Origin of the sequence: Streptomyces sp. NBC_00078 (assembly GCF_026343335.1) — a bacterium.
GTDB lineage: Bacteria > Actinomycetota > Actinomycetes > Streptomycetales > Streptomycetaceae > Streptomyces.
On record NZ_JAPELX010000004.1, the window covers coordinates 25288 to 42147 of the forward strand.

At 74.2% G+C, this 16860-nt stretch carries 14 protein-coding genes; all 14 read right to left on the reverse strand.

What is annotated here, in order from left to right; all coding sequences use genetic code 11:
- Positions 1-397 precede the first annotated feature (397 nt).
- Positions 398-1336, reverse strand: coding sequence for an LLM class F420-dependent oxidoreductase (locus OOK07_RS43035; RefSeq protein WP_266802739.1), 939 nt, complete (start codon positions 1334-1336; stop codon positions 398-400).
- Complete coding sequence (locus OOK07_RS43040; RefSeq protein ID WP_266802741.1) at positions 1333-2604, reverse strand: nucleotide sugar dehydrogenase; 1272 nt, start codon at positions 2602-2604, stop codon at positions 1333-1335. The genes OOK07_RS43035 and OOK07_RS43040 overlap by 4 nt, the downstream gene beginning before the upstream one ends.
- Positions 2601-3539: a glycosyltransferase family 2 protein gene (locus tag OOK07_RS43045; RefSeq protein ID WP_266802743.1), complete on the reverse strand. Its 939-nt coding sequence runs from the start codon at positions 3537-3539 to the stop codon at positions 2601-2603. The genes OOK07_RS43040 and OOK07_RS43045 overlap by 4 nt, the downstream gene beginning before the upstream one ends.
- Positions 3521-4267 carry a polysaccharide deacetylase family protein gene (locus tag OOK07_RS43050; RefSeq protein ID WP_266802745.1) on the reverse strand — a complete coding sequence of 249 codons (747 nt, stop codon included), beginning with the start codon at positions 4265-4267 and terminating at the stop codon, positions 3521-3523. Before OOK07_RS43050 ends, OOK07_RS43045 begins: the two co-directional genes overlap by 19 nt.
- Positions 4264-5760 (reverse strand): Ldh family oxidoreductase, encoded by a 1497-nt coding sequence (locus OOK07_RS43055; protein ID WP_266802747.1) that lies wholly within the window; start codon positions 5758-5760, stop codon positions 4264-4266. Before OOK07_RS43055 ends, OOK07_RS43050 begins: the two co-directional genes overlap by 4 nt.
- Entirely contained in the window at positions 5753-6532 is a 780-nt protein-coding gene (locus OOK07_RS43060; protein WP_266794548.1) for a thioesterase II family protein, read from the reverse strand. Before OOK07_RS43060 ends, OOK07_RS43055 begins: the two co-directional genes overlap by 8 nt.
- The gene (locus tag OOK07_RS43065; protein WP_266802749.1) at positions 6529-10104 is read right to left on the reverse strand and encodes a non-ribosomal peptide synthetase; all 3576 of its coding nucleotides are present in this window, start codon (positions 10102-10104) and stop codon (positions 6529-6531) included. Before OOK07_RS43065 ends, OOK07_RS43060 begins: the two co-directional genes overlap by 4 nt.
- On the reverse strand, positions 10101-11651 hold the full coding sequence (locus OOK07_RS43070) for a condensation domain-containing protein (RefSeq protein ID WP_266794551.1): 1551 nt from the start codon (positions 11649-11651) through the stop codon (positions 10101-10103). Before OOK07_RS43070 ends, OOK07_RS43065 begins: the two co-directional genes overlap by 4 nt.
- Positions 11652-11706: 55 nt before the next feature.
- The gene (locus OOK07_RS43075; RefSeq protein WP_266794552.1) at positions 11707-13023 is read right to left on the reverse strand and encodes an MFS transporter; all 1317 of its coding nucleotides are present in this window, start codon (positions 13021-13023) and stop codon (positions 11707-11709) included.
- Positions 13020-13832 (reverse strand): sulfotransferase, encoded by an 813-nt coding sequence (locus OOK07_RS43080; RefSeq protein WP_266794553.1) that lies wholly within the window; start codon positions 13830-13832, stop codon positions 13020-13022. Before OOK07_RS43080 ends, OOK07_RS43075 begins: the two co-directional genes overlap by 4 nt.
- A complete protein-coding gene (locus OOK07_RS43085; protein ID WP_266794554.1) occupies positions 13829-14701 on the reverse strand; it encodes a sugar phosphate isomerase/epimerase family protein in 873 nt (290 codons plus the stop codon). Before OOK07_RS43085 ends, OOK07_RS43080 begins: the two co-directional genes overlap by 4 nt.
- A gap of 119 nt (positions 14702-14820) precedes the next feature.
- Entirely contained in the window at positions 14821-15537 is a 717-nt protein-coding gene (locus OOK07_RS43090; RefSeq protein WP_266794555.1) for an IolE/MocC family protein, read from the reverse strand.
- Positions 15538-15590: 53 nt separating this feature from the next.
- The gene (locus tag OOK07_RS43095; protein ID WP_266794556.1) at positions 15591-16619 is read right to left on the reverse strand and encodes a Gfo/Idh/MocA family protein; all 1029 of its coding nucleotides are present in this window, start codon (positions 16617-16619) and stop codon (positions 15591-15593) included.
- Between the two features lies 1 nt (position 16620).
- Positions 16621-16860 (reverse strand): amidohydrolase family protein (locus OOK07_RS43100; protein ID WP_266802751.1); only part of this gene is annotated, 240 nt, incomplete at its 5' end.

Below are 16860 nucleotides of genomic sequence, written 5' to 3' on the forward strand. Positions count from 1 at the left end.
CATGATTCGGACCACTGCCATCGTGATCGGCTCGGCAGATAGCTGCTGATCAGCACAAAGGCAGCTTCTCACCAGTGACACGCGAACCCGAACCTCTCAGTGACGGCTTCCCCGAACCTCACAGCGACCGAAAGCCCACGGCCAGCGAAGCGCCACCGGCAACCTCTCGATCCCCCCGACCGCAGCCGTTCCGCCTCGCCCACGATCTTCATCTCCGTCACCTTCTCAGCCAGCACCTGCAGCAGCATCTTCAACTCGACCCGGGCCAGCGGTGCACCGATACCGAAGGTGAGGTGGCGGTTGCCGGTGCGGGAGAGGTCGAACCGGTCGGGGGCGGGGAAGACCGTTTCGTCTCGGTTGACCGAGGAGTTCCAGATGACGACCGCGTCGCCCGCCTTCAGACAAGCTGAGGCACAACCTCCGCGGCAACCAGTTCAAGGTGATCGAGGTCGCCCAGGTCGAAGGGCTGCAGGTAGAGACAGGTGGCACCCGCCTCGGTGAACCGGCCGATCTTGTCGACGACCTCGGCCGGACTGCCGGAGACGCGGCTCTTGGCGAAGGGCCCGCCCTCGGGCCCCAGAGCCTCGGTCCGGCGGCTGAGTTCCTCGGGGGTGCGGCCGCAGCACAGCACCTGGGCGGCGGACAGGTGAAGGGTGTCCGGATCCCGCCCGGCGCTGCGGCAGGCCTGGCGAACCCGGTCGAAGAGGGGGGCCGTCGTTTCCAGGGACAGGAAGGGAACGTTGAACTCGTCGGCGTACGCGGCGACCAGACGGGGGGTGCGGACCGGGCCGTCGCCGCCGATCAGGAGGGGCGGCCTGGGCTGCTGGACCGGTTTGGGGAGCGCGGGCGAGTCGATGAGCCGGTAGTGCGTTCCCTCGTAGGAGAAGGTCTTCCCCTCGGGGGTGTCCCACAGGCCCGTGATGACGGCCAGTTGTTCCTCGAACCGGTCGAAGCGCTCGCCGAGCGAGGGGAACGGAATCCCGTACGCGGTGTGCTCCTCGGCATACCAGCCCGTGCCCAGGCCGAACTCGACCCGGCCGCCGCTCATCCGGTCGATCTGGGCCACCGCGATCGCCAGGGGACCCGGGAGTCGGAAGGTCGCCGAACTCATCAAAGTGCCCAGGCGGATCGTCCGGGTGTCCCTGGCCAGGCCCGCCATGGTGATCCAGGCGTCGATCGGGCCCGGCAGACCCGGGACATCGCCCAGTCTCAGATAGTGGTCGGAGGTGAAGAAGGCGTCATAGCCGCAGTCCTCGGCCGTGTGGGCGACCCGCAGCAGACCGGCGTAGTCGGTGCCCTGTTGCGCCGCCGCGTAGATTCTCAATTTCGGATTCATATGGGCCTCCGGGGTTCGTACAGGAGTCGCGCTCCGTCGAGGAGCCGAGCGTCGTAGACCGTGTGTGGCTGGGCGACCAGCACCAGGTCGGCCGCCGTGATCGCGGCGGCGAGGCGGGGTACGGACTTGTGGCACACGCCGTCCACGATCAGCTCGGGTACGGCGGGGTCGTGCACGCGGATCTGGACGCCACGCGCGGCCAGGTCCCGGATCAGGGGCACCACCGGGGTGTTGCGGACGTCCGCGACATCGGGTTTGTAGCTGACACCGAGGATCAGCACCTCGGCGTCGGCCACCGCCTTGCCGGCTGCGCGCAGCAGTGCCGCGCAGCGGTCGGCCACCCGGGCCGGGCGCTCGTCGTTGATGCGCTGGGCCAGTTCCACCAGGCGCAGCGGGGTCCCGGCCGCGCGTGCCGAGTGCGCGAGATACATCGGGTCCACCGGGATGCAGTGGCCGCCGACACCGGCGCCCGGGTAGAAGGGCTGGAACCCGAAGGGCTTGGTCGCCGCCGCCTCGATCACCGCGGTCGCGTCGATGCCCAACACGTCGCAGTACACGGCGAACTCGTGGATCAGGCCGAGGTTGACCTGGCGGTAGGTGTTCTCCAGGACCTTGGTGGCCTCGGCCTCGCGCAGCCTGCCGGCGATGTGCACCGAGGAGACGACACCCCGGTAGAGCTCGGCGGCGCGCAGGGCGCACACGGGAGTAAGACCGCCGATCACGCGGGAGGTGGTGGCCGAGTCGAACACGGGGTTGCCCGGGTCCACGCGTTCCGGTGCGTGCGCCAGGCTGAAGTGCAGTCCGGCGGTGAGGCCGGAGGCCTCCAGGAGGGGCCGGACCACGCCGTCCGTCACCCCGGGATGCACGGTCGACTCGATCACGACCAGCTGGCCCGGGCGCAGCCGGGCGGCGACCGTGCCGCAGGCGGCGCGCAGGGCGGTCAGATCGGGTTCGCCCGCCGCGTCCAGCGGGGTGGGCACGCACACCACAACGGCGGAGCAGTCGCCGAGCGCCTCGGCGCCGTCCACCGCCGTCAGCGCGGCACCGAGGCGGCGCACCCGGTCGTCGGGGACGGTGTCGACCGGGCTGCGGCCGGCGCGCAGCGTCGCGGTCACCTCGGGTCGTTCGTCGAGGCCGGTCACCAGGTGGCCCGATTCGGCGAAGGCGACGGCCTGGGGCAGCCCGGCGTAGCCGAGGCCGATCACGGCGACCCGGCAGCGGGTGTCCATGGAGGTGTAGTCCCTTGCCGGCAGCTGGAGTTCGGTCATCGCGCGCCGCTCCGGGTGGAGGTGGGCGCGGTCGCCGACTTCGGGCGGCCGTCGGATGCGTGGTGGCCGGCCGCCGGTTTCCCGCGGCCTTCGGTGTCGTGCGGCGGAGCCGTCGGTTGCGTGGTCCCGTCGCCGGCGCGGGGCAGCAGGCGCCCCAGGGCGTGCAGGACGCCGAGTGCCCGGTTCAGTTCGCGTACCGCGAGGTTGTCACCGACCGCGCTGCTTCGGCCGGTGTCGAGCAGGTCGGTGACGGTCATGCGCTGGGGGTGGTTGGTCCCCGCGGACCAGGCGTTGTGCACGGCGGCGGTCCAGCCCTTGCCGTTGCGGTGGGCGATCACCAGGTCGGGATGGAAGCGGACCGGAGTGCCGGCCTGGTCGAGGGAGCGGGCCAGGCTGTTGTCGCCGCCGACGCCCTCGTTGCTGAATCCGCCCACCCGGTGGAAGGCCGAGGCGAGTACGGCGCCGTTGCCGCAGGCGAAGAAGTTCACCGGGGTGCCCTGGCCGAGGTCCCGGTAGCGGGCATCGTACCGCGCCTGCCGGGCCCGGGAGACCAGGCCGGCGTCGAAGCCCAGGACCCGGCCGGTGATGCCGGGCCGGTCGGCGTCGACGCCTGCCGCCACCGCCAGCCAGTCACCGCGCGGTACGGCGTCGTCGTCCAGGAACGCCAGGACGTCGCCGTCCGCGACCTCCACCGCCCGGCGCCTGCTGGCTCCCGCGCCGAGGCGGACCGGGTTGCGCAGCAGCACCAAGGGAAGGCCGGTGTCCCGGGCCGGTGCCGTGGCCTCGGGGTCGGTGGAGGCGTCGTCCACCACGACGACCTGGGCGAGGGCCACGCCGACTGGCAGCCGATGGGCGCACTCGGCCAGGCCGTCCAGACATCGGCGCAGGTCGGCGGCCCTGTTCCGGGTCGGGATGATCACTGAGATCCGTACCACTGTTCTCTCCATTCCGTGGCCAGCGTGGACCAGCGGTCCGTCTCGCCGACCGGTAGGTAGGTGCGCCTGATGTCGAGCGGACTGTCCGACCACGGCTCGGGGAAGGACTTGACGGTGCCGAAGCCCAGCACGGTGGGCGGTACCGGATTCATGGCGGGGATCAGGCCATAGGGGTAGGCGAAGGTGGCCCCCGGCCGGCCGGTCCGTTCGGCCACGTCGCGCAGGGCGTCGCGCACTTCCCGTTCGGCCTCGGGCGGATCCAGTTCGGTGAGCTTGGGGTGGGTGCGGGTGTGCGCGGACAGGACATGTCCGGCGGCGGCCAGCCGGGCGGCCTCCGTCCAGTCCAGGTAGGACTCCCTGGGGGGGAGGGCCGCGCGCTCGGGCCGCGATGTGGTACTCGCCCGGTCGAGGCGCCCGGTCGTACAGAACAGCAGGACACGGACGTCGAACTCGGCGAGCACGGGCGCGGCCAGGGTGAGTGTGTCCCGGTAGCCGTCGTCGAAGGTGAGGAGCACGCTCGGTGCGTCGGGCGGCCGGAACCCGGGTGCCACCGTACTGGGGTCAAGTGCGGGGCCCACCTGCTCCAGGACGGTTGCCAGGCCGCGCCGGAAATCGTCGGGGCGGAGCGCGGTGTAGTGCCGTACAAGAGGGTTGACGTGGTGGAAGTAGAGCACGAGCGGCCAGCCCGGAGCACTGCCGAGGGCCGGATCGGCCAGTTGCCGCCTCATGAGGCGTCCCAGCCCAGGGCCGCGACGATCGACGCGGGCAGCTCCATGCCTTCCCGCTCCGCCCATTCGGCCTTCGCCTCCTCCAACTGGTCGGGAAAATAAGGGCGTTGCGGGGGCTCGTCGTGACCCTCCTCGACGGCGCGGCGCAGTTGGCCGACGAGGTCCGCGAGGCCGGCGGGCGGCGCGGGCGCGTCGGTGCGCAGGGCGGGGTCGGTGAAGTGGCGGACGGAGAACCCGACGAACAGCTGGGCGCAGCGCATGACCTCGCCGGTGTGGGTGACCTGCCGGGCCACGTCCGGGCTGACCAGGCCGCCGCCCAGCCCGCCGGCCAGGATCTCGGCGATCAGGGTGATGCACAGCCCCTTGTAGTCGCCGAACAACGGGATGGAACCGCCCTGGTCGAGTTCGGCCGGGTCGGTGGTGGGGGCGCCGGCGCGGTCCAGCAGCCAGCCCGGCGGGACGGGTTCGCCGCGGTGTCCGGCGGCTCTGATCTTGCCGGCGGCGACGACGCCCGTGGCGAGGTCGACGCAGAACGGCTCGTCGTCCGGCGTCGGGGTGACCAGGCAGACCGCGTTGCTGCCCAGGGTGGGGCGGCGGGCGCCGGGTGCGGCCACCGAGGGCGCCGAGATGTTGAGCAGCAGGCCGACCGCACCGTGCTCCTGGAAGGGCCGGCGATAGGCGGCGAGCATGCCGACGTGGTTGTTGGTGTGGACGGCGGCCGCGGCCAAGCCGTGCCGCGCGGCGGTCTCGGCGCACCAGCGGGCGGCCAGGTCCGCGGCCGGCTGCCCGAACCCGCCGCCCGCATCGACCGAGGCGAGCGTGGTGGTGACCTCGGTGAGCCGGGGTTCGGCGTCGACGACGATGCCTCCGTCGGCCATGCGGCGCAGATAGGTCGGCAGCAGGGCGACGCCGTGCGAGGCATGGCCGCGCCGGTCGGCGTCGACGAGGACACCGGCGACGAGATCGGCGGTCGCCGGGCCGGCGCCCGCCTCGGTGAGGGACCGCCGGGTGCGCCGTCGTACCTCCTCCGGCGTCATGCGCACGGCCGGCGGCGGTGCCAGACGTGGCGGCTCGGCCAGGAAGCGGCCGCCCTGGAGAACGAGGGCCCGGTGGGCTCCAGGGACGGGCGCGGTCGTCCAGCCGAGCCCGCCGAGCACCAGCACCGCGCCGCCGGGCTGCTGCGGCAGGGGGGTGCCGCCGCCCGTCGTGGCCGGGCGGTCACCGCCGTCGAGCACGAGTACCTCGCTCGCCCGGGGCAGGTCGCCCCGGTCGCCCCCTCGGCCGCAGAGGGCGCCCGACCGGACCCGGGCCGCGCGGACTGTCCCGTACGTGGGGCGCAGCCGCCCGGTGAGCAGTGAGGTGAGGCCTCGGCGAGCCTCGCGGTCGAGTCCGCCGATCAGCACGGTCTCACCGTCGGCGACGCGCAGGTCGGCGCCGCGCAGCAGGACCCGTTCGGCGCCGTCCGGTCCCAGGGTCAGAACGACATCAGCCATTTCCAGCACGGCGGTTCCCTTCCGGAGCGGTCTGTGACAACCAGGCGGTGAGTCGCTCGGCGACGCCCCCCGCGTTCGTGGCCAGCAGCAGGTGGCCGCCCTTCACCGGTGCGACGTCGAGGCCGCCGACGCAGGGGCGCCACGCCTCGACGGACTCGACCGGGCAGCCCGGGTCGTCCGGGGCGTACAGCGCCAGCGCCGGGACCGGCGACGCGGCCGCCGGGTCCGTACGCTCGGGCCGCCAGTCGGCGAGGGCCGTGAAGTCGGCCCGGAGCGACGGGAGCAGCAGGTCGAGAAGCTCGGGCATGGCGGCGACCTCCTCCGGAACGCCGCCCATGTCGGTCACCTGACGCAGGAAGTCGCCGTCGGAGCCGGTCGCGTCGGGCAGCTCACCGGGCCAGGCGGGGGCCGACCGGGACACCACGACGAGGCCGGGGGCGGGCCGGCCGCGCCGGGCCAGCTCGATCGAGGCCAGCCAGGCGACCAGGGCGCCGGAGCACTGCCCCAGCAGCACGGGCGTCCTCCCGGTGAGCGCGGTGGCCTCCTCCGCGGCGGTGACCGTGTCCTCGACCAGGTCGGTGAGCCGGGTCGGCGGCTCGTCCGGGAAGCGGGACTCCCGGCCGCCGAAGACCACGCCCGCGACCAGGCAGTCGTCGGGGAGCGCGGCCCGCAGGGGTTTGGCGGTCCCGGAGCCGCCGCCGGCGTGCGGGACGACGAGTACGGTCCGTGCCGGGTGGTCCGGGTGTTCCTCGGGCAAGGCGAGCGGTGTCATGACGGGCGGCCTCCAGCCTCGGCCAGTTCGGGCCGGATGAGTTCGGACAGCGTGCGGAAACTCGGCGAGGCGTACAGCTCACGGGGGCTGAGGCGCACCCCGTGCTCCTTGCCGAGCCAGGCGACCAGGCGGGCGAAGGCCAGGGAGTCCCCGCCGGCCCGGAAGAAGTCGGCGTCCGGCCCGGAGGGCGCCCGGCCGAGAACCTGGCTCCAGGCGGCGCGGGCCAGAGCGGACGCGGGGTCCGGGGCGGAGGCGGGACCCGGGGCCGAGGCGGGGTCTGGGGCGGACGCGGGACCCGGCACGACGGACGGGTCGGGGCTGGGTACGGGGGCGCCCGGCTCGGGGTCCCGCTCCCCGCAGGGCTGCTCGGTGTCCCCCTCGTCCAGCGGCCGGGCCCCCGCCGCGACGGCGGCCGCATCCGCCTTTCCGTTGGCGGTCAGGGGTATTTCGTCCAGCACCGACCACAGCGCGGGGACACAGTGGCCGGGCAGGGTGCGGGTCAGGCGCGTGGCCAGGTCGGTCAGCCGGAGGGGGTGCGGGCCGTCGGGTACGATCCCCGCTGCCAGCCGGCGCTCGGAGGCGTCCGCGCCGACGGCGACGACCGCTGCGTCCCGCACGCCGGGCAGTGTTGCCAACGCCTGGCGGATCTCGTCCAGTTCGACTCGGAACCCCCGGATCTTGACCTGCCGGTCGGCGCGGCCGAGGAAGCTCAGCGCTCCGGCGCCGGTCAGCCGGACCAGGTCGCCGGTGCGGTAGGCGCGCTCGCCGTCGGCCAGCACCCGGAAGACCTCCGCCGTACGTTCGGCGTCGCCTGCGTAGTCCAGCGCGAGGCCGAGCCCGGTGACGTACAACTCCCCCGTCCCCCCGGGTGGTACGGGCCGCCCCGACGGGTCGAGCACCAGCGCGCCGCTGCCGGGGATCGGCGTGCCGATCGGCAGCGGGCCGGTCGCATCACAGGGGTCGTCGAAGTGCGCCACGGTGCTGAACGTGGTGTTCTCCGTGGGCCCGTAGCCGTTGGTCACCCGCAGGCCGGGGTAGCGGGTGAGCAGGGCGCGCACCTGTTCGGGGGGCACCACGTCCCCGCCCGCGAGGACGTGGGCGGCGCGGGCGAATCCGTGCGGTGCGTAGTCGGCCATGAGCCGGAACAGGCCGGCCGTCAGCCACAACACGTCGACCTCCCGCTCCAGCAGGAACCGGGCCAGTTCGGCGGGGGCGACCAGGCCCGGCGGGTGAACCTCGACGCAGCCGCCGCCGACGAGCGGGGCGAACAGCTCCAGGGTGGAGGCGTCGAAGGCGAGCGGAGCGAGGCGCAGCATGCGCCGGCCGGGGCCGCAGGAGACGACCTGGCTGGGCGACGGCCAGACCAGCCGGGCCACGGCCCGGTGCGGCACCCGCACCGCCTTGGGTACTCCGGTCGAGCCCGAGGTGAAGGCGACGTAGGCGACCCGGTCGCCGCGCGGGGCGGGCGGTTCGACGGCCGGTCGCGGGGTCCGGGACGCGGTGTCGGCGGCCACGGCCGCGACCCGGCGCGGCGGCCCCGGGCACACGGTCTCGACACGGTCGGCGAAGGCGCTGCTCACGCGGTCGGCGGTGGAGAGGACGGCGGCCGGCGGCAGCACCTCCAGGAGCGCGCGTAACCGCTCGTCGGGGGTCGCGGGGTCGACGGCGACGTAGTGGGCGCCGACGGCGAGGACGGCCAGTACGGCAACCACCTCGGACACCCCGCGCTCCACCGCCGGCAGCACCGCGTCGCCGTCCCCGACACCGGCGTCGGTCAGCGCGGCGGCCTGGGCGGTCACGGCCCGGACCAGCTCGGCGTAGGTCAGGGCGGTGTCCTGGTCACGGACGGCCGGGGCGCCCGGATGTGCCCGGGCGGTGGCCAGCACGAGGGACCACAGGTCGCTGTCGGCGACCTCCGGCGGCAGCCGCGGTCCTTCGCGCAGTGCGTCCAGGCGGGCCTGGTGGGCCGGGGAGACGGTCCTGACCTCGGCCAGCGGCGCGGTGGGCCGGTCGGCCAGTTCCTCGACGGTCCGCTCGACGGCGGCCAGGAGGTCGGACGCCTCCTCGGGCAGCAGCGCCCCGTGCGCGAACTCCAGGGCCAGCCGCGGCTCGTCGCCCGTGCGCTGCACGTACAGGGTGGCGTCGAAGGGCGCGCCGTGGCAGTGGCCTTCGTGCGGGTAGAGGGTGATGTCGCCGCGTCGTACGCGGTGCGGTATCAGCTCGTCGTGGGCGGCGAGGACGAACTGGACGAGCGGGTTGCGCCGCCGGTCGTGCCGGACACCGACGGCCGGTACGAGGTCCTCCACCGGGATGTCGGAGGCGGCCACCGCCTCGCCGAGCGCGCGGGAGACGGCCACGACGTACTCGGTGACGGTGGCGGTGTCGTCCAGGACGCAGTGGACGGGCACGAGTTGGGAGCAGGGGGCGAGGACGTCGCGGACGGCGGGGTCCTGGCGGCCGGCGACGGGCACGCCGACGAGCAGTTCGGTGGCACCGCTGCGGCGGCCCAGGGCCAGCGCGTAGGCGGCGAGCAGGACGACGGTACCGGTGGTGCCGGTCGTGCGGCCGAGGTTGCGCCAGGCCCGGGTCGCGGCCGGGCCGAGCGCCGCGGTCAGCCGGCCGCCGGCCGCCTCCCACCGGGCCGGGCGCCGTGCGTCGGTCGGCAGTTCGAGCACGTGGGGGGCGCTCCGCAGCCGGTCGGCCCGGCTGCGGAGGGTCCCACGCCGGTCCGCGGCGGTGGTCCGCGCCCGGTGTGCCGCGAGTACGCTCTCCGGGCTGGGCGCGGGGGCCGGCAGGTCCTGGCCGGCGAGGAGGGTGGCCAGTTCGTCGAAGAGCACGCCGAACGACCAGGCGTCCAGCAGCACGTGGTGGGCCAGGACGGACACGAGGACGCGCTCGGAGGCGTCGGGCCGGGTGACGGTGGTGACCGTGAAGTGAACCGGAGGGCGCTCGTAGGGGCGCAGGAGTGTCTCGCTCGCGCCGGCCAGTTGGGTGTGCACGACGGTGACCGGGTCCGTGCCGTGGGCCGCCCGCAGGGTCTGGTGCCGGACGGTGGGCCGGGCGTGTGCGAGGACCCGGCGGCCGATCCTGCCGGTGTCGGCGTCGGCCGGGACGAAGGCGGTGCGCAGCCCCTCGTGCCGCTCGGTCAGGGCGGTGAGCGCCGGAGCCACCGCGGCGGCGGGGGCGCCGTCGATCTCGGCGGTGAACAGCAGGTGGTAGGCGGGGCCGTGGGCGATGGTCTCGACGCTCAGCATGCCGTTCTGTCCAGGCAGCACCGGGCGCACGGCCGCGGGTTCGGTCACCGGGGGCAGGGGCGCGGGGGGCGGCAGCGGGGTGGCGGCGCGCAGCACGGTGCCGACGGGTTCCCGGCCGAGTATTCGATGCAGGGGCAGGTCGGAGCCCGCCCTGGCGGCCTCGCCCGCCAGCCGTACGGCCTGCAGGGAGGAGCCGCCGAGCGCGGCGAAGGACATCCGCTCGCAGCGCTCTCGCAGCTCGGCGGCGGACAGCCCCAGGACGTCCGCGGCGAGTGGCAGCAGGACGTCGAGTCCGGCGGATGCGGGCCGGGCGGTCACCGGGGAGCACTTCCGCCGGCGGCCAGTTCGGGCAGGAGTGTGATCGCCCGGTCCAGCAACCGTCGTACCGTCTCCTCGGCGTAGTGGTCGGTGCTGAAGCGGATGGTCAGCAGCAGCCGGTCGTCGACGACGTCGCCCTCGACGTTCAGCACCCACGGCTCCCGCTGCCGTGCCGACCGGCGGCTGCCGCCCGCCACGTCGGCGGGGCGCAGCCAGCGGCCCACCCGGTCGTTCACCTGGTTCATACGGCTGCGGAAGTTCAGCCGGATCCCGCTGCCCGGCCCGGCGGTGGCCAGCAGCGGGTGCCCGGAGTACCGCAGGGCGTCGAAGCCGAACTTGGCCCGGGGCACGGCGGCCAGGTCGTCGAGGGCGTCCTGCGGCCAGGAACCGGGAGCACCGGTGTGGATCACCACGGGGTAGGTCGACTGGAGGTAGCCGAGCGCGCTGGTGGTGTCGTGTCCGCCGGGGACGGTGTCCCGGCCGTGGTGGTAGGTGTCCACGCTGACCGCCGGCAGGCCGAACCGCTCGGCCACGGATCGGGCGACGGCGGCCAGCACCAGGAGGCCGACGGGGTGGCCGAGCCGCCCGGCGGCGGTGTGCAGGGCAGTGGTGTGCTCCTCGTCGAGACCGGCCGTGGCGGCGGTGGCGGTGGACAGCGGGCCTGCGCCCGTGGAGTCGGTGGGCACCGGGGGGACGTCGGACAGGCCGAGGGCGCTCCAGCGCGCCGCGTCCTCCTCGGCCCGGGGGGAGGCCAGCCATGCGGCGAGGTCGGTGGCGAGGTCGCGGGGTTGGGCGGCGGGTGCACCGGGGGCCCGGCCGGTCAGCGCGTCCTCCAGTTCGTCGGCCAGCATGGTCAGGGAGTAGCCGTCGAGGGTGAGGTGGTGCACGGCGATCTGGAGGTAGTGCCGGCGCGGCAGCCAGAGGGCGTTGAACACCCGGCCCTCCGTGAGCCGGTGGCCGCGCACCGCCCGTTCGAACGCCTCGGCGAGCGCGGCGGCGTCGGTGTCGACGGTGAGCAGGCCGTCCGGCGCCTGGGGAAGGACCTCCGCGACCGGGCCGTCGGGCCCGTCCGGCAGGTAGCGGGTGCGCAGCGCCTCGTGCCGGTCGGTGAGCCGGCGGAGGGCCGCCTCGATCCAGGCGGCGTCGACCTTGTCGCCGTCCGGGGTCGTCTCGGGTATCTCGAACACCCAGACGAACCCGAAGTGGTCGGGGTCGGTGAAGGCCTGCGAGATCCAGCGCGTCTGGCAGGGCAGCAGCGGTATACGGCCGGCGGCCGGCCGGGGGGACGGCCGCCGCACCTCGGCGTTGTCGGTGTGCAGGCGGGCGAGGATGCCCGCGAAGGTGCGGCCGTGCAGGAAGTCGGCCGGTCCGGCGCTGACGCCTGCTGTACGCAGCTGGGTCACGCTGCGCACCATCAGCAGCGAGTCTCCCCCGGCGGCGAAGAAGTCGGCGTCCCGGCCCGAGGGCGGCTTGCCCAGGGCCGCTTCCCACACGTCGGCGAGCAGTGCGGCGAGGGCGCCCTGGCCGAGGTCGATGGATTCCGTCACGTTGACTGGGTCCTTTCATCACGGTCTCGGTTCCTGCCCGGAATCGGCGGTGTACTCAACTCGTGGACGGAGCTGCGCTCTTGGCGTCGGTGGGTGCTTCGGCGGGGTCGTCCGGTGCGTCCGGCCCGACAGCCGTGCGCACCAGCCATGCCGACAGCAGGCAGCCGAGCGCGAGCAGCGCGGCCAGGGCGAACCAGGCCAGGTCCGCGTCGGCGGCGATCAGGGCGGTGACCAGGGCCGGGCCGATCGCCTCCTGGGCGGACAGGCTCAGCCCGAACAGTGAGAGATAGCGGCCGCGCAGCCGCTCCGGCGCGAGCGTCATGGACACCGTCCATTCGCCGACCGCGCCGAGGAGTTCGGTCAGGGTGTGGGCGAGGACCGCCAGCACCAGCAGGCCGATCGCCACGGCGGTGGCGCCGCCGGAGCGGTGGGCCGCCCAGTAGCCCAGCGCGGCCAGGACGAACAGCGCGGCGGCGACGCGGTAGACGCGCGGTGCCTGGGCGAGGGAGGTGCAGCTCTTGGCCGCGCGTATCTGGAGGAGCACGACCAGCACGGTGTTGAAGGTGAACAGCAGGCCGACGAGGCCCGCCGGAGCACTGGTGTACTCGTACACCCACAGCGGCATGCCGATGGTGAAGGCGGTCGAGTACACCAGCACGAGGATGTTGAGCACGGCGAGGCTCACGTAACGCCGGTCGGCCAGCACCTGCCGGTAGCCGGCCCGGGGGCGGCCCTCCTCCGGGGGCCGGTCCGGCCGGAGCGGGCGGATGACGGGGACGGTGAGCACGAGGGCGATGGCCCCGGCGTAGGAGACGGCGTTGGCGACGAGCACCGCGTGGTAGCCGGTGTCCGAACCGATGGCCAGGACTGCCGCGGTGATCAGGCCGCCGAGCCCGAAGCCGACGTTGAGGACGGCCCGTTGGAAGGCCATCAGGGACACCCGATCCTCGGCGTCGGCGATGCTGGTGAGGAACACCTTGCGGGCCGGATTGACCATACGGTCGGCCACGTGCGCGACGCTCGCCACGGCGACGAGACCGCCCCAGTCGCGCACACCGAGATAGCCGACGTAGGCCACGGCACCGGCCGCCCAGCAGCAGACCACCACCTTGCGGGCGCCGAACCGGTCGATGAGTGTGCCGGACAGCGGGGTGGCGACGCTTCCGACGAGACCGGCGATGCCGAGGCCCGCGCCGACGGCGCCGGCGCTCAGGCCGACCACGACGGTGAAGTAGAGAACGGAGATCGGCAGGAACATGCCCGTACCGATGGCGTCGACGACCGCGACCAGGGCCCAGCGCCCTGCCGCGGGTGCCTCGGGCACGCCCAGGCGGCGCAGGGCGGTACGGCGCAGAGCCGGACTTCTGCTCATCGAGTCCTCCCCTGCGGCATGGGTTGGGGGGTGCGCAGGTCCAGCAGCGTCCGCCACAGCCGGTCGATGTGTGCGGGCAGCGGTTCGTCGTCCAGTGCGCCGGTGCGTTCGGCGAGCTGCCCGGCGTGCGGGAGCAGGTCCAGGCCGATCGCCTCGGACAGCCGGTGCAGGTCCTCGCCGGCGCACACCCGGGTGTACTCCAGGACGGTGCGCCGGGCGGGATCGCGCGTGGTGGGATGCGCGAGCCACGGCCGGTGCCAGGCGGCCCACTTCTCCAGGGCGTCCCGCCGGGTGCCGGGCCGCCAGGGGCGGTCGCCGGTCCAGCGCAGCATGGAGCGGGCGACGGCGGCCGGGTGGCGGATGAGCAGCACCCAGTGGGCTTCTGGCAGGGTGTCGGCGAGCTGGTCGAGTTCCAGCAGGTACTCGTTGTACTTGTCGCCGTAGCGGGTGGTCCCCGCGTACGCCTGTCGCACCAGCCGTCCGCGCAGCGCGGACGCGTCGGTGACGCGTCCCGCGGCCACCTCGGCGGCGGCGGCGCGCAGGACCTTCTCGACGGTCCCCAGCCACTGTTCGCTGTGCCGGCCGTAGGGCGGCCTGCGGTGCAGGGCGTGCAGGATCTCATCCGTGCGCAGATGCCGACCCTGCACGTCCGCCTGGGTGCACCAGCGGTGCAGGAGGTAGGGCAGCTTGCCGTTGACGGTGAAGACGCCGCCGGCGGCGGCGAAGGCCTGGTCGAGCACGTCGGCGAGCGCGGTGGTGCCCGAGCGCTGCGCGCCGAGCAGTACGACCGGTGCGGGCGAGGCAGTCACGAGGTCTCCCGCACGAGCGCGGGAAGCCTGTCGCACCAGTCGCGTAGCCGTTGCATGCACTCGACGCTGGCCGCGAAGCCGTCCCGGGAGAAGTCCTCGCCCCAGGGCCGGTCGCGGTTGGCGGGCGACAGGACCCGCCCGTGACGCCAGTGGGTCTCCAGGCTCAGGTAGCCGGTGTAGCCGTCCTCGGCCAGCCGGGTGAGCATCGTCGGCCAGTCCAGGTCCCCGTCGCCCAGCCTGACGTACCCGTTGGTACCGTCCGGGTCCTTGACGTGTACGTGTTGGATGAGATGGCGGCCCATCAGGTAGTCGGAGGGGTAGCGCACCTGTCCCCAGCCGCCGCGTACGGCGTTGGCGGGGTCCCAGAGCACGCCGACGTCGTCGCGGCCCAGTGCGTCGAGGAAATCGAGGACGTCCCGCATGTGAGGGGTGTTGCTGCGCGACTCGGTCTCCAGGATCAGCGGCACCCCGGGGACCACGCCCTCCAGCAGGGCGGCGACGACCCGTGCCGCGCGCAGCGGTTCGGGGGCGTGATCGGTTTCGGCGAAGAAGCTGAAGATTCGCGCGTGGGGCGTGCCGAGGCGCACCGCACGCCGGCAGGACTCCACGAGCACCTCGCGGGCCTCGGCGAGCTGCTCGTCGGTGGTGGACACCGGCCCCTTGAAGACGGGCGGTGCGAAGCCGGCGACGGCCAGTCCGCGCTCGTCCAGGAGGCCGCGCATGCGGGAGATCTGGTTGTCCGTCAGCTCGTGCGGGGGTGTTTCGTCGTACGACCGCACTTCGACCCCGGCGAATCCGAGCTGGGCTGCGGTGTCGGCGACCAGTTCGGGGTCCTGCGAGAGCTCGTCACCGATGACGGCGAGTTTCATGGATTGCTGCTCCTGGCTTGGCGGATGCGGCGGGATGGAGACGGAGGAGACGGCATCGTGGGTGTCCCGGCCCGGACGGCGCGCAGGTCCGTGCTGCCGGTCGGGGTGCCGGCCGCCCCTCAGGGGGCGGGTGAGGCCAGTGCCGTGGCGAGCACGGCCAGATCGGCGTCGGGTGTGCCGGCGCGTGATTCGACGGTCACCGCTCTCAGCCGGCCGAGCTCCAGGAGGTACGACAGGTCGGCTAGGTCGTGCGGGGAGAGCGGGCGGTGCCGGGTGCCCTGCGCGGTGCGGTGGACGCCCTTGACCTGCGCGGCGCGTACGAACGGGGCCAGTGCGCGCAGTTGGGCCCGGTCGGCGCCGCCGATCTCGGCCAGCCCGAGCAGGTCGACCAGGACGCCGACGCCGGCGCGTTCGGCGAGGTCGATCAGTCCGGCCGTGTCGGGGCCGCCGGCGTGGGTCTCGACCCAGGGTTCGACGCCGGCCTCGGCGGCGGCGGCGAGCTGGTCGGTCACCACGGCGGGGTCCGGGCGTTCCGCGCAGAACACCTTGACGGGGTACGGCTCCGGCACCGGTTCGGTGGCGACGGGCCAGTGCGCGGGGTCGCCCAGGCGCCAGCCGACGCCGACGAAGAAGACCTCGGCGCCGGTGCGCCGTATCCGGTCGATGCCGGCTCCCGCGCCGTCCCGTTCCCAGCCGTGCCCCTTGCCGATGCGCAGGTCGACGCCTGTGCCACCGGCGTGCAGCACGGCCCGGGCGAGCTCCTCGGGACCGGCCTGCGGCAGTGTGCCGGAGGAGTAGCCGAGCGGCGGGGCGGGTACGGAGCGGGGTGCGGTCATGCGGCTCTGCTCTCCTCCTGGTTCCCCCCGGGCTCGTTCGGGGTGACTCGGCCTCAGCACGGGGCGGCCACGGGGGCGGTGGTGCCCACGGGGGTGCCGAGCAGGCCGTCGAGGATCGCGACGACACCGGTGCTGCGGGCCAGAGCGGACAGGTCGGGAGCAGGACCGCCGCGAAGCGCCTCCGTGAGTTCGCGGTAGACGTCCTGGCGCAGCTCGCCCGCCGGGCGGGCGGCCGAGGCGAGTGGCCTGCCGTCGAGTTCGCCGACGGTGGCGCCGGCCCGCACCTCCACCCAGTCCCGGCGACCGAGCACGGTGAGCTGTTCGAAGCGGGCGGCGGCCCGGCAGGTCACGGTGACGGTGAGCCGGGCGCCCGAGCGGAACGTGACATGGCCGAGCAGTTCGGTGTCGATGCCCGCGACGGCTTCGGTCCTGGACAGCGCGGTCACCTCGACGGGTTCGCCGAGCAACTGGCAGGCCAGGTCGATGTAGTGGGCGCCGAGGTGGACGCTCACCCCGCCGACGGCCGCCTCCGGTTCGGCGCGCCAGCCCTCCCGGTAGTGGCTGTCGGAGCGGGGGCGGGAGATGAGCAGGTGGCCGATCCCGTCCGCGAACCGCTCCGGTGCCTTGACCCGCAGCTGCCCGGGCAGCGCGAAACGGTGCTGGAACATCACGGTGCTGAACAGCCCCGCGCCGGCGGCGGCGTCGAGGATCTCCCGTAGTTCCGCGGGCGACCGGGCCGGCAGCTTCTCCACCACCAGGTGCTTGCCCGCCGCGATGGCCGCCGCGAGGACCGGTGGGCGGTGCCCCGGCGGCAGGCACACGGCCAGCGCCGCGACGGCCGGGTCGGCCAGCACCTCCGGCAGCGGGCGCACGGTCAGGCCCGCCTCGACAGCCCGTCGGGCGGCCTCCGGGTCGGTCTCCACCACGGCGGCCGGCCGTAGGGCGACCAGGACACCGATGGCGGCGGCGTGCTGTCGGCCGGCGTTGCCGAAGCCGACGACGGCGATCTGGGCGCGGCGCGGCTGTACGGGGGGCCGCGCGCCCTGGTGCGGCGCGTCCGGTCCACCGGGCCTCGTGCCCATGTCAGCGGCCGGCCGGGATCACGTCGGAGGGACACCATAGCCGCGCGGCGGTCCGGCCGAGGTAGTCCGCCGCGCCGTCGTCCGGGAACACCCGGGCCACATCGCGGGCGTAGTCGACGAGTTGGGCGTAGCCGCGGTCGTGGGTGTGGGGGAAGTCGGAGCCCCAGACCAGGTGATCCGTACCGAAGCAGCGGCCCAGCTCGGAGAGGAGGGCGCCGGGGACGCCGGCCTCGCGAAGGGC

Coding starts and splice junctions, on each gene's coding strand:
- OOK07_RS43035 (WP_266802739.1), bottom strand. CDS start 1,336: ATGAATCCGAAATTGAGAATCTACGCGGCGGCGCAACAGGGCACCGAC.
- OOK07_RS43040 (WP_266802741.1), bottom strand. CDS start 2,604: ATGACCGAACTCCAGCTGCCGGCAAGGGACTACACCTCCATGGACACC.
- OOK07_RS43050 (WP_266802745.1), bottom strand. CDS start 4,267: ATGAGGCGGCAACTGGCCGATCCGGCCCTCGGCAGTGCTCCGGGCTGG.
- OOK07_RS43055 (WP_266802747.1), bottom strand. CDS start 5,760: ATGGCTGATGTCGTTCTGACCCTGGGACCGGACGGCGCCGAACGGGTC.
- OOK07_RS43060 (WP_266794548.1), bottom strand. CDS start 6,532: ATGACACCGCTCGCCTTGCCCGAGGAACACCCGGACCACCCGGCACGG.
- OOK07_RS43075 (WP_266794552.1), bottom strand. CDS start 13,023: ATGAGCAGAAGTCCGGCTCTGCGCCGTACCGCCCTGCGCCGCCTGGGC.
- OOK07_RS43085 (WP_266794554.1), bottom strand. CDS start 14,701: ATGAAACTCGCCGTCATCGGTGACGAGCTCTCGCAGGACCCCGAACTG.
- OOK07_RS43090 (WP_266794555.1), bottom strand. CDS start 15,537: ATGACCGCACCCCGCTCCGTACCCGCCCCGCCGCTCGGCTACTCCTCC.
- OOK07_RS43095 (WP_266794556.1), bottom strand. CDS start 16,619: ATGGGCACGAGGCCCGGTGGACCGGACGCGCCGCACCAGGGCGCGCGG.